This is a genomic window from Streptomyces coeruleoprunus (assembly GCF_039542925.1).
GTDB classification, from domain to species: Bacteria; Actinomycetota; Actinomycetes; order Streptomycetales; family Streptomycetaceae; genus Streptomyces; species Streptomyces coeruleoprunus.
The window spans coordinates 5669161-5681320 of record NZ_BAABIT010000001.1 but is presented as its reverse complement, the minus strand read 5'-3'; the positions used below and the strand labels follow the sequence as shown (position 1 = coordinate 5681320).

At 72.2% G+C, this 12160-nt stretch carries 9 protein-coding genes; 3 read left to right on the top strand and 6 right to left on the bottom strand.

Annotation, left to right across the window (positions count from 1 at the left end):
• Window positions 1-9: 9 nt before the first annotated feature.
• From pgfA to ABEB09_RS25365, 3 genes are all read right to left on the bottom strand, one after another.
• Window positions 10-1089: a cell envelope lipid trafficking protein PgfA gene (gene pgfA / locus ABEB09_RS25375; RefSeq protein WP_345692219.1), complete on the bottom strand. Its 1080-nt coding sequence runs from the start codon at window positions 1087-1089 to the stop codon at window positions 10-12.
• Window positions 1090-1098: 9 nt separating this feature from the next.
• On the bottom strand, window positions 1099-1269 hold the full coding sequence (locus ABEB09_RS25370; protein ID WP_345692218.1) for an SPW_0924 family protein: 171 nt from the start codon (window positions 1267-1269) through the stop codon (window positions 1099-1101).
• 172 nt (window positions 1270-1441) lie between these two features.
• Entirely contained in the window at window positions 1442-3133 is a 1692-nt protein-coding gene (locus ABEB09_RS25365) for a lytic transglycosylase domain-containing protein (RefSeq protein WP_345692217.1), read from the bottom strand.
• 250 nt (window positions 3134-3383) lie between these two features.
• Here ABEB09_RS25365 and ABEB09_RS25360 point away from each other — a divergent pair, with 250 nt between their 5' ends.
• On the top strand, window positions 3384-4193 hold the full coding sequence (locus ABEB09_RS25360) for a DUF4184 family protein (protein WP_345692216.1): 810 nt from the start codon (window positions 3384-3386) through the stop codon (window positions 4191-4193).
• 148 nt (window positions 4194-4341) lie between these two features.
• On the opposite strand, the gene polA is transcribed toward ABEB09_RS25360, so the two are convergent.
• Entirely contained in the window at window positions 4342-7053 is a 2712-nt protein-coding gene (gene polA, locus ABEB09_RS25355; protein WP_345692215.1) for a DNA polymerase I, read from the bottom strand.
• A gap of 112 nt (window positions 7054-7165) precedes the next feature.
• On the opposite strand from polA, the gene ABEB09_RS25350 reads away from it, so the two are divergent.
• Both ABEB09_RS25350 and ABEB09_RS25345 read left to right on the top strand, forming a co-directional pair.
• Entirely contained in the window at window positions 7166-9445 is a 2280-nt protein-coding gene (locus tag ABEB09_RS25350) for an FdhF/YdeP family oxidoreductase (RefSeq protein WP_345692214.1), read from the top strand.
• 58 nt (window positions 9446-9503) lie between these two features.
• Window positions 9504-10019, top strand: a complete 516-nt coding sequence (locus ABEB09_RS25345; RefSeq protein WP_345692213.1) for a PaaI family thioesterase — start codon at window positions 9504-9506, stop codon at window positions 10017-10019.
• Between the two features lie 70 nt (window positions 10020-10089).
• Here the strand turns inward: ABEB09_RS25345 and ABEB09_RS25340 are convergent, their stop codons facing one another.
• On the bottom strand, window positions 10090-10857 hold the full coding sequence (locus ABEB09_RS25340; protein WP_345692212.1) for an ABC transporter ATP-binding protein: 768 nt from the start codon (window positions 10855-10857) through the stop codon (window positions 10090-10092).
• The gene (locus ABEB09_RS35040) at window positions 10854-12149 is read right to left on the bottom strand and encodes an ABC transporter ATP-binding protein (protein WP_380840099.1); all 1296 of its coding nucleotides are present in this window, start codon (window positions 12147-12149) and stop codon (window positions 10854-10856) included. The genes ABEB09_RS25340 and ABEB09_RS35040 overlap by 4 nt, the downstream gene beginning before the upstream one ends.
• Window positions 12150-12160 lie beyond the last annotated feature (11 nt).

Genomic DNA, 12160 nt, shown 5'->3' with positions numbered 1-12160 from the left:
CGCCGCCGTTCAGGGGAGGTGTTCCCGGCCGTCGCGGTCGCCGTCGCCGTCGCGGCGGGCACCGCCGGGGCTTCGACTGCCGCGGCGGGCACCGGGCTTCCCGCTGCCGCGGCGGCCGCCCCGTCCCCTGTCGCCGCGGTCGCCCGTTCTTCTGCCGCGGGCCTCCAGCCACAGCGCCAGGGTGAAGAACGCGGCCGCGAGGGCCACGGCGGTCCACGGGGCGTACGAGACGAGGAAGAGCACCTTCGTGCGGTTGGCCGCCACGAGGGCGACCGTGTGGGCGAGGTAGTCCTCGCGCATCTTCACGTGCCCGGCGAAGGCGGTGACCTTCGGGCGGCCGCCGAGCAGGCTCCCGCCGCGCAGCTCCTCGCGGTGGATCTCCTCGCCGTTGACGGGCGCGCCGGTGACGGGTTCGACCCAGAACATCCGCTTCGTGGTGTACCAGCGGGTGGTGCCGGTCTGCTGTTCCAGGGTGGTCGCGTCGATGCCGGGCAGGGGCATGCGCTTGGGGTACGGCACCTTGGTCCACGGAACGGTCTGCTCGAAGTAGTAGACCTCCAGGCCGCGGAAGGTGCGGGTGCCCTTGTAGTGGATGGGGGCCGACGTGCGGGTCTGGGGATCGAAGTACTGGTAGTCCCGCTTCTCCGTGAGGAACGGCCACTTGAATTCGATGCCGGTGCGGCGCACGGGGTCGCCGTCGACGCTCTCGCCGGTGGCGTGGACCGGGTCCTGGGTGTGGGCGTCGAAGACGTAGCGCTCGGGGATCTGGGAGACCATCGCGCCGTCGGGGCCGATGACATGGGAGAGGGCGTCCCAGACGACGACCTGGCGGCCGGCGTCGCGTTCGATGCGGGCGGACTCCTCCACGTTGCCCTTGAGGGTCTGGACGATGGTGACCTTCTCGACCTGTTCGGCCCGCATGGTGTCGTACTTGAGGAGCGTGGCCGGCCGGGCCTCCAGGACCATCTCCTGGTACTGGCCCGCGGGGACGCGGGCGAGGCGCGGAAAGGCGTACCAGCGCAGGGTGGGCGCCAGGGCGGCGCAGAGGACGGCGAGGGCGAGGGCGACGAGCCCGGCGCGGCGGCGCACGGCCGGCCCCTAGGTCCTCGGCGCCGAGAGGGCGGAGGGCGCCGACGGAGCGGAGGGGACGGTGGTGAGGAGCGGCTCGGGGGACGTCTCGCCCTCGGGTACGGGGTCGGCCACGGCGAGCAGCAGCATCAGGAGGAGGACGGGTGCCAGCCCGGCGGCGACGGCTGCGAGGACGCGCATGGTTCGGCCTCCGACGGATGATCTGATGGGTCATCAGATCGCGCACCGTAGCAAGACGGCCGTGAGATGAGAACACGTCGCACACCGCGGCGGGCGGTGTGCGACGTGAGGGTGTGCGGGGTGCGGCCCGCGACCCGGCACGCCGGGCCGGGCCGCACCGGGCCGCGCCGGGTCAGCCGACCTTGAGCTGGACCGTGAGGACGGCCCCGCCCTCGGCGGTGAGCCGGAGGAGGAACGTGCCGGTCTGGCCGTCCGCGTACATCTTCGGCAGCACGAGCACGCCGTCGGCGTCGGTCCTCAGGCCGGTGAGGGTGCGGACGGGGTTGCCCTGGGCGTCCTTGAAGTACGGGCCCTTGGTGTTCTCCTGGGGGCCGTCGGGCCCCTCGGTGACCATGGTCGCGGTCACGGCGACACCGGAGGCGACGGCACCCTGGTGCGTGGCCCTCACGCCGACCTGCTGGGCGAACTCGCCCTCGGGGGCCGCGGTCGGCTCGGCGCCGTCACCGGTCCTGGTGAGGGTGTCGGCCTGGCGGGGCGTGACGGTGCCCGTCCACAGGACGCCGGGCAGGTCGCGCGTGGAGACCGTGGCGCGCACGGTGAACTGCCCGGTCCGCTCGCCCGCCCGGATCACCGGTGCGGTGGCCCGGCCGTTCGCGTCGGTGGTGACCTGGACGTGGGTCAGCCCGGCGGGGAAGCGGGCGTCGGTGTCGCCGATGATCTCGAACTTGATGACCGCGCCGGAGACCGCGACACCCCAGTCGTTGCGCGCGACGACCGACGGGCGGTCGGCGAACTGGCCGCCCGCCGTAGTCGTGAGCGTGCTGCTGCCGTACTCCTCCAGGCGGTCGACCCTCTGCTCGGGCGACGGGGTGGGCGTCGGCGTCGGGGTCGGGGTCGGCTTGGGGGTCGGGGTCGGGGTCGGCGTGGGCTTCGGCGACGGGGTCACGCCCGGCTTGGAGGGCGTCGGCTTGGGCGTGGGCGTCGTCACCGGCGTCCTGCCCGTGGGGCCGGGCGTCGGGGTGGGCGTGGCGCCGGTGCCGTTGTCGCTGCGGTCGGTGGGCAGGACGCCCGAGCCGTCGGGGACCTGGTGGGTGCCGCGCTTGTAGAACTCGAACCAGGACAGGACCGTACGCAGGTACTCGTGCGACTGGTTGTAGCTGAGGATCGCCCGGTCGAGGTCCGCCTTGACCGCGAGGTCGCGGTTGTTGGCGCACAGGTACATGCCGGCCGCCTGGGCGGCGTCGTAGATGTTGTTGGGGTCCTTGCGGCCGTCGCCGTTGGCGTCCTGGCCCCAGTCGGCCCAGGTGGAGGGGATGAACTGCATGGGTCCGACGGCGCGGTCGTAGCGGCTGTCGCCGTCGTACGCGCCGCCGTCCGTGTCGGAGATGTTGGCGAAGCCGACACCGTTGAGGACCGGGCCGAGGATCGGCGAGACGGTGGTGCCGTTGGCGTCGACGCGGCCGCCGCGGGCCTGGCCGGACTCGACCTTGCCGATGCCGGCGAGCAGCTGCCAGGGCAGGTTGCAGCCGGGCTTGGCGCCCTTCAGGTGCTGCTCGGCCTGCTTGTAGGCAGCGAGCACGGTCGCGGGTATGCCCGCTTCGGCCGGGCCGGTCACGACGGGCTCGTCGGCCGAACCCGAGGGCGGGTTGGGGCTGTTGAGCGGCGGCAGGTCGGTGTAGTACGGCGAGTCGCCGGTCGCCGTGGTGCCGGAGGAGGTCGGCGGCGTCGCGTCGGCGGTCGGCTGGTCACCGGCGAGCGGGGTCGCGCCCGGCGCCTGCGAGGCGGAGAGCGCCGCCACCGCGGCTGCAGCCACCGCGGTCGTGGTGGCTCCCTTGCGCAACCGACGGCCGAGATGCGCTGCCATACGTCTGTCCCTCCCCGGTGGCGCCCGTCGGCGCCAGATGACGACTGTCCTTCGCTCCCCTGCGCGTGGACTCACGCGACCCTACGTCAACTCGGGGCCCCACGACAGCGACTCCTGACCGGTTTTCACGGTTTCGTCACGTCCCGTCCCCGCGAATTCATGCCCTGACGCTGTCACATGTCGGCCGCATACTGATCAAGACTGTCAACCAACGACCGCTGTGCACTGTTTTCTTCGGGGGCCGCCTTTCATGCCATTCACTTTGAGCCATGCCGCCGCCGTCCTGCCGGGGATCCGGCGTTCCGGGGCCGCACGCGGGCCTCTGGTCGCCTCCGCCCTCGTCATGGGCTCGTTCTCACCCGATATGACCTATTTCGCCGACAGTGTGATTCCGGGCGCCATGGCCTTCGGCGAGGTCACGCACGGCCTGTGGGGCGTGTTCACCGTCGACGTGGCCGTCACGGCGGTGCTGGTCGCCGTGTGGCTGATGGTCCGTGAGCCGCTGCTGGCGCTGCTTCCGGAGCGCCGGCGCGGGCGGCTGTACACGGTGCTGCGGGGCAGGCCGTGGCAGGGGCGGAGCCCGGTGGCGCTCGCGGCCTGGTTCTACGTCTCGGCGGTCATCGGCGCCGCCACGCATGTGGTGTGGGACCTGTTCACGCATCCGGACCGCTGGGGGACGCGGGTGCTGCCGGTGCTGTCCGAGCAGTTCGCCGGGCTGCCCGGGTATCTGTACGCGCAGTACGGCGGTTCGGCGCTGGCGCTGGTCGTGCTCGCCTGGTTCGGGTACGGGGCGCTGCGCCGCGTCCCGGCCGACGCGCCCGGCCCGGTGGCCGGGCTGACGCGGCGGGGCAGGTGGCTCGCGGGCGGGCTGCTCGCGGGATGCGTGGCGGTCGGCGCGGCTCATCGGTGCCTGCGCTGGTACGCGTACTGGGGCCGGATCGACACGCCCCTGGACATCATCCCGACGGCGTGCTTCGGCGCGGGCGCGGGCCTCGCCGTGGGCCTCGTCCTCTACGGCGCGGGCATGCGGCTGCGCACCGGCCTGACGGCCCGGATCTGAGGCCGGCGCGGAGCCGGGCCGGTGTTGGCCTGCCACCGCACGGCCCGCCTCCGCACGGCCGGGTCACGGCGACGCGTACGGCCGGGTGCCGGTGGCGCGTACGGCAGGAGCGGCGCACCCGTACGGGCGCGCCGCTCCCCCGGCCGCGTCAGTGCGCGGCCGACTCCCAGTCCGGGCCGACGCCGACCGACACGTCGAGCGGGGCACGCAGCTCCACGGCCTTCGACATCTCGCGCCGGACGATCTCCTCGACCCGCTCCCGCTCTCCGGGGGCCAGCTCCAGCACGATTTCGTCGTGGACCTGGAGCAGCATCCGCGAGGACAGGTCCGCGTCCCTCAGGGCGCGGTCCACGTTGAGCATGGCGACCTTCACGATGTCGGCGGCCGTGCCCTGGATCGGGGCGTTGAGCGCCATCCGCTCGGCCATCTCGCGCCGCTGCCGGTTGTCGCTGTTGAGGTCCGGCAGGTAGCGGCGGCGGCCCAGCATCGTCTCCGTGTAGCCCGTGGCGCGGGCCTCGTCGACGACGCGGCGCAGATAGTCCCGCACCCCGCCGAACCGCTCGAAGTAGGTGTCCATCAGGGCCCGGGCCTCGGCCGCCTCGATGTTCAGCTGCTGCGACAGGCCGAACGCCGACAGGCCGTACGCCAGGCCGTACGACATCGCCTTGATCTTGCGGCGCATCTCGGCGTCGACCGCCGTCTTGTCGACGCCGAACACCTGCGAGGCGACCGTCGTGTGCAGGTCCTCGCCCGAGGCGAACGCCTCGATCAGGCCCTCGTCCTCCGACAGGTGCGCCATGACGCGCAGCTCGATCTGGCTGTAGTCGGCCGTCATGAGCGCGTCGAAGCCCTCGCCGACCACGAAGCCGCGGCGGATGGCCCGGCCCTCGTCCGTACGGACCGGGATGTTCTGCAGGTTCGGGTCGGTGGAGGAGAGCCGGCCGGTCGCCGCCACCGTCTGGTTGAAGGTGGTGTGGATCCGGCCGTCGCCCGCGACGGTCTTGATCAGGCCCTCGACTGTGACCCGCAGCTTGGCCTGCTCCCGATGGCGCAGCATGATCACCGGCAGCTCGTGCTCGGTCTGCGCCGCCAGCCACGCCAGCGCGTCCGCGTCCGTGGTGTAGCCCGTCTTGGTCTTCTTGGTCTTCGGCAGGTTCAGCTCGCCGAAGAGGACCTCCTGGAGCTGCTTGGGCGAGCCGAGGTTGAACTCGTGGCCGACGGAGGCGTGCGCCTCCTTCACGGCCTGCTGCACCGCGCCGGCGAACTGCTGCTCCATCGCCTCCAGGTGCGGGCGGTCGGCGGCGATGCCGTGCCGCTCCATCCGGGCCAGCAGCTCGGACGTGGGCAGCTCCACCTCGTGCAGCAGCCGGGCCGCCCCGACCTCCTCCAGGCGGCCCGCGAAGGCGTCGCCCAGGTCGAGGACCGCGCGCGCCTCGGCCATCAGCGCGTCGGCGGCGGCCGTGTCGTCCGCGCCGAACGCCAACTGGCCGTCCGCGGCGGACGCCGGGGCCAGCTCCCGCCCCAGGTACTCGACGGACAGCGCGTCCAGCGCGAAGGAGCGGCGGCCGGGCTTCACCAGGTACGCCGCGAGGGCGGTGTCCATGGTGACGCCCGCGACGGTCCAGCCGTGCTCGGGGAACACACGCATGGCGGCCTTGGCGTTGTGCAGCACCTTCGGCCGCTGCGGGTCGGCGATCCAGGCGGCGAACGCCCGCTCGTCGGCCTCGTCCAGCTCGGACGGCTCGAACCAGGCCGCCGCGCCGTCGGCCGCCGCGAGGGCGATCTCGCTCACGTTGCCGACGCCGAGCGCCCACGAGTCGACCGTGGCCAGGCCCAGCGGCTGACCGCCGTGCCGCTCCAGCCAGGGCGCCAGCTCGCCGCGGCCCAGCACGGTGCCGTCCAGCTCGACGCCGGCGGCCGGCGCCGGCGCCTCCTCCTCGGCCGCGCCCGGGTCCACCGCGAGCAGGCGGTCGCGCAGGGACGGGTTGCGGATCTCCAGGACCTCCAGGAAGCCCTTCAGGGCGGTCCTGTCGTACGGGGCGCGCTCCAGCTCGGCCACCGTCCTCGGCAGCTCGACGTCCCGGACCAGCTCGGTCAGGTGCCGGTTGAGCTTCACGGACTCCAGGTGGTCGCGCAGCGCCTGGCCGACCTTGCCCTTGACCTCGTCGGCCCGGGCGACCAGCTCCGCGAACGAGCCGAACTGGTTGATCCACTTCGTGGCCGTCTTCTCGCCGACGCCCGGGATGCCCGGCAGGTTGTCCGACGGGTCGCCGCGCAGCGCGGCGAAGTCCGGGTACTGGCTCGGCGACAGACCGTACTTCTCCTGGACCTTCTCCGGTGTGAACCGGGTCAGCTCGGAGACGCCCTTCGTCGGGTAGAGCACCGTGACGTGGTCGGAGACCAGCTGGAAGGAGTCGCGGTCGCCGGTGACGATCAGGACCTCGAAGCCCGCGGCCTCGGCCTGGGTGGCGAGCGTGGCGATGATGTCGTCCGCCTCGTACCCGTCGACCGCGAAGCGGACGGCGTTCATGGTGTCGAGCAGCTCGCCGATCAGCTCGACCTGCCCCTTGAACTCGTCGGGCGTCGACGAGCGGTTCGCCTTGTACTCCGGGAAGTCCTGGGAGCGCCAGGTCTTGCGCGAGACGTCGAAGGCCACCGCGAAATGCGTGGGCACCTCGTCACGGAGCGTGTTCGCCAGCATCGACGCGAAGCCGTAGATGGCGTTGGTCGTCTGGCCGCTCGACGTCGTGAAGTTCTCCGCGGGCAGCGCGAAGAACGCCCGGTACGCCAGGGAGTGCCCGTCCATGAGGAGCAGGCGGGGACGGTCTTGTGCGGTCTTCTTCGATGCTGTCTCAGCCACGCACACGATCCTGCCACGCCCCACTGACAACCAGGGACGGGCGTCACGCGATGTCCGAGCCGCGTGACAGGATCGGAGACGTACGCACAGCAGCGACTCGAGGGAGAGCGCGATGGTCAGCAAGCCGCCCGCAGGCGATCCGGTCCAGGACGCACCGCAGGTGACCGGCGTCCAGCACGCCGCCGCGGGCCTGCCCGCCGTCGCCCACACGCTGCGCGTCTCCCACCAGCAGATGGGCGCGGTCCGCACGGCGCGCACGCTGCTCAAGGTCAACCAGAAGGACGGCTTCGACTGTCCGGGCTGCGCCTGGCCCGAGGGCGACAAGCGGCACGTCGCCGAGTTCTGCGAGAACGGGGCGAAGGCCGTCGCCGAGGAGGCGACGCTGCGCCGGGTCACGCCCGGGTTCTTCGCCGCCCACCCGGTCGCGGACCTCGCGACCCGCAGCGGGTACTGGCTGGGCCAGCAGGGCCGTATCACCGAGCCCATGTACCTGTCGGAGGGCGCCGAGCGGTACGAGCCGGTCACCTGGGAGCGGGCCTTCGCGATCATCGCGGAGGAGCTGACCTCGCTCGGCTCGCCCGACGAGGCCGTCTTCTACACCTCGGGCCGCACCAGCAACGAGGCGGCGTTCCTGCTCCAGCTGTTCGCCCGCGAGTTCGGTACCAACAATCTGCCGGACTGCTCCAACATGTGCCACGAGTCGTCGGGCTCGGCGCTGACCGAGACCCTCGGCGTCGGCAAGGGCAGCGTCTCCCTCGACGACCTGCACCGGGCGGACCTGATCGTCGTCGCCGGGCAGAACCCGGGCACGAACCACCCGCGCATGCTGTCCGCGCTGGAGAAGGCCAAGGCCGCCGGCGCGAAGATCCTCTCGATCAACCCGCTCCCCGAGGCGGGCCTGGAGCGGTTCAAGAACCCGCAGACCCCGATGGGCATGCTCAAGGGGACGGCCCTGACGGACCTGTTCCTCCAGATCCGCATCGGCGGCGACCAGGCGCTCTTCCGCCTCCTCAACAAGCTGATCCTGGAGACGGACGGCGCGGTCGACGAGGAGTTCGTCCGCACCCACACGCACGGCTTCGAGGAGTTCGCCGCCGCCGCGCGCACCGCCGACTGGGACGAGACGCTGGCCGCCACCGGCCTGTCCCGCGACGAGATCGAGCGCGCCCTGCGCATGGTCCTCGCCTCGCGGCGCACCATCGTCTGCTGGGCCATGGGCCTCACCCAGCACAAGCACTCCGTGCCCACCATCCGCGAAGTGGTCAACTTCCTCCTGCTGCGGGGCAACGTCGGGCGTCCCGGCGCCGGCGTCTGCCCCGTGCGGGGTCACTCCAACGTCCAGGGCGACCGGACGATGGGCATCTTCGAGCGGCCCGCCCCCGCCTTCCTCGACGCCCTCGACAAGGAGTTCGGCATCACCTCGCCGCGGCACCACGGCTACGACGTGGTGCGGGCGATCAAGGCCCTGCGCGACGGGGAGGCGAAGGTCTTCTTCGCCATGGGCGGCAACTTCGTCGGCGCGACCCCGGACACGGAGGTCACCGAGGCCGCGATGCGCCGCGCCCGCCTGACCGTCCACGTCTCGACCAAGCTCAACCGGTCGCACGTCGTCACGGGCACGCGCGCGCTGATCCTGCCCACACTGGGCCGCACCGACAAGGACGTCCAGGCGAGCGGCAAGCAGTTCGTCACCGTCGAGGACTCCATGGGCCTCGTCCACGCCTCCCGCGGCAACCTGGCGCCGGCCGGCCCGCACCTGCTGTCCGAGCCGGCCATCGTGGCGCGGATGGCCCGCGCCGTGCTCGGCGCCGCGTCCACGACGCCGTGGGAGGAGTTCGAGCGGGACTACGGCACGATCCGCGACCGCATCGCGCGCGTGGTGCCCGGCTTCGAGGACTTCAACAGCCGCATCGCCCGCCCCGGCGGCTTCGCGCTGCCCCACGGCCCGCGCGACGAGCGGCGCTTCCCCACGGCCACCGGCAAGGCCAACTTCACGGCCGCGCCCGTGGAGTACCCCAGGGTGCCCGAGGGGCGGCTGCTGCTGCAGACGCTGCGCTCCCACGACCAGTACAACACCACCATCTACGGCCTCGACGACCGCTACCGCGGCATCAGGAACGGGCGCCGCGTCGTCCTCGTCCACCCCGAGGACGCCCGGGAGCTGGGCCTCGCCGACGGCGCGTACGCCGATCTCGTCAGCGAGTGGACCGACGGCAGCGAGCGGCGGGCGCCCGGCTTCCGCGTCGTCCACTACCCCACCGCGCGGGGCTGCGCCGCGGCCTACTACCCCGAGACCAACGTCCTCGTGCCCCTGGACTCCACGGCGGACATCAGCAACACCCCCGCCAGCAAGTCGGTGATCGTGCGTCTGGAACAATCACCGACCGCCTAAGCGTTCGCTCAGGCAGGAGCAGCACGCAACCGTACGACGACGAACGGAGCCGGGCCCCATGGGCGAGCAGACAGAAGTGAAGTTCCCGCAGGAGGTCATCGACGAGTACGCCGCGCTCGGCGTCGACCTGCCCGCCCTCTTCTCCGCCGGTCACCTCGGCAACCGCATGGGCGTCCAGATCCTGGAGGCGTCGGCGGACCGCGTCGTCGGCGTCATGCCCGTCGAGGGCAACACCCAGCCGTACGGCCTCCTGCACGGCGGCGCGTCGGCCGTGCTCGCCGAGACCCTGGGCTCGGTCGGCTCCATGCTGCACGGCGGCTCCCGGAAGATCGCCGTCGGCGTCGACCTCAACTGCACCCACCACCGCGGCGTGCGCTCCGGCCTCGTCACCGGGGTGGCCACGCCCGTGCACCGGGGCCGCTCGACGGCGACGTACGAGATCGTCATCACCGACGAGCAGGACAAGCGGGTCTGCACGGCCCGGCTGACCTGCATGCTCCGCGAGGTCACCGCGAAGGACGCGGACAACGTCCCGGCGGCCGGCGTCACCGGCACCGCCGCCACGGCCGGCTGACCGCCACCGCGCACAGCACGGCGCCGGGCGCCCCCGAAGGGGAACGCCCGGCGCCGGCTCACGGAGTCGGTCAGGCCGCGCCCTCACCGAGGTACGCCGCCCGGATCCGGGTGTCGGCCAGCAGCTCGTCCGCGGCACCGGACATGGCCACCGAGCCGGTCTCCAGGACGTAGCCGCGGTTGGCGAGGCCCAGGGCCTGCGTCGCGTTCTGCTCGACGAGCAGCACGGTGGTGCCCTGGTCGTTGATCTCCTGGATGATCTCGAAGATCTGCTGCACGATCAGCGGGGCCAGACCCATCGAGGGCTCGTCCAGCAGCAGCAGCTCCGGCCGGCCCATCAGGGCGCGGCCGATGGCCAGCATCTGCTGCTCGCCGCCGGACAGGGTGCCCGCCTGCTGCGACCGCCGCTCGGCGAGCCGCGGGAAAAGGGTGAACACCCGGTCCAGGTCGCCCGAGTCCACCGAGGTGAACTTGTAGGCGCCCATCTCCAGGTTCTCCAGGACCGTCATCGTCGCGAAGACCCGTCGGCCCTCGGGCACATGGCCGATCCCGAACCGCACCAGCTCGTGCGACTTGATGCCGTCGATGCGCTCACCGCGCAGCAGCACCTCGCCCTCACGGGGCTGGAGCATGCCGGAGATCGTCCGCAGCGTCGTCGTCTTGCCGGCGCCGTTGCCGCCCAGCAGGGCCACGATCTCGCCCGTACCGACGGTCAGGTCGATGCCCTTCAGCGCCTCGATGGCGCCGTAGAACACGTGCAGGCCCTTCAGTTCGAGCAACGTCTCCGTCGGAGCCCCGCCGTCGCCGGAGTCCTTGCGCAGCGCTGTCGTCGTGCTCACTTGCTGCTCTCCTCGTCGTCGCTCCGCCCGGCGCCCTCGGCACCGGCGCCGCCCTCGTCGGCCGCGTCGCCGCCGGCGTCCTCGGCCGACTCCGAGGCGGCGTCCGCCTCGGCCTCGGCCTCGGGCTCCGACTCGGCGGCGTCGGTGGCCTCTTCGGCGTCGGTGTCGGCCTCGTCGTCGCCCGAGGTGTCACCGTCCGGCTCGGAGTCGCCCGATGCCACGGCATCCGACTCACCGTCGCCCGACGCGTCGTCGTCCGACGTCTCGTCGTCCGAGGCCTCGTTGTCCGGCGTCTCGTCGTCCGACGTCTCGTCGCCCGAGGCCTCGTCGTCCGACGTGTCGTCCGACGCCGGGGCGTCCTCCGCGACGTCCTCCGGCGCGTCCTCCGGCCCGTTCCCGGACTCGGCCTCCGACTCGTCCTCCGCCGCGCGCTGTTCGTCGATGGCGTGGCGGACCGCGTCCGCGTCCTCCGCCGACGTGCCCAGGTACGCCTCGATCACGGCCGGGTGCTGCTGGACCTCGCTCGGGGTGCCCTCGGCGATCTTCTTGCCGAAGTTGAGGACCATCACCCGGTCCGCCACCGACATCACCAGGCGCATGTCGTGCTCGATGAGCAGCACACTCACGCCCAGTTCCGTGTTGATCCGGCGGATCAGGTGCTCCAGCTCCAGCTTCTCCGTCGGGTTCGTCCCCGCGGCGGGCTCGTCCAGGAGCAGCACCTTCGGGTCCGTCGCCAGGGCGCGGGCGATCTCCAGGCTCCGCTGGTCGCCGTAGCTCAGGCTGCCGGCGACCTCGTTGAGCTTGTCCTCCAGGCCGACGAACTTCAGCAGCCGGTGGGCCCGCTCGTCGCTCTCGCGCTCCGCCCTGCGGGCGTTGGGCAGGCCCAGCATGATCGACACGGGGCCGGCCTTCAGCCGGGTCTCCGCCGCGATCTTGACGTTCTCCAGCGCCGTGAGCGCCGAGAACAGCCGGATGTTCTGGAACGTCCGGGCCAGACCGATCCGGTTCACCAGATGCGGCTTGCTGCCCAGGAGCGACTTCTCCCCGCCGTCCTTGGACAGGAAGTGGATCTTCCCCTCCTGCGGGGTGTAGGCGCCCGTCAGCGAGTTGAAGAACGACGTCTTGCCGGCGCCGTTGGGGCCGATCACCGCCAGGACCTCGCCCCGGCGCATCGACATGTCGACCTTGTCGAGCACCGTCAGTCCGCCGAACCGCAGCGTCACATCGGTGGCGCGGAGGACCAGGTCCTCGGCCGTCGCGGTGGCCGCGGTCGTCTCTTCGGTGGTGGTCATCAGATCTTGCC

Bases quoted from the DNA above. Each gene is read 5' to 3' on its own strand.
- ABEB09_RS25370 (WP_345692218.1), bottom strand. From the start codon at position 1,269: ATGCGCGTCCTCGCAGCCGTCGCCGCCGGGCTGGCACCCGTCCTCCTC.
- ABEB09_RS25365 (WP_345692217.1), bottom strand. From the start codon at position 3,133: ATGGCAGCGCATCTCGGCCGTCGGTTGCGCAAGGGAGCCACCACGACC.
- ABEB09_RS25360 (WP_345692216.1), top strand. From the start codon at position 3,384: ATGCCATTCACTTTGAGCCATGCCGCCGCCGTCCTGCCGGGGATCCGG.
- ABEB09_RS25350 (WP_345692214.1), top strand. From the start codon at position 7,166: ATGGTCAGCAAGCCGCCCGCAGGCGATCCGGTCCAGGACGCACCGCAG.
- ABEB09_RS25345 (WP_345692213.1), top strand. From the start codon at position 9,504: ATGGGCGAGCAGACAGAAGTGAAGTTCCCGCAGGAGGTCATCGACGAG.
- ABEB09_RS35040 (WP_380840099.1), bottom strand. From the start codon at position 12,149: ATGACCACCACCGAAGAGACGACCGCGGCCACCGCGACGGCCGAGGAC.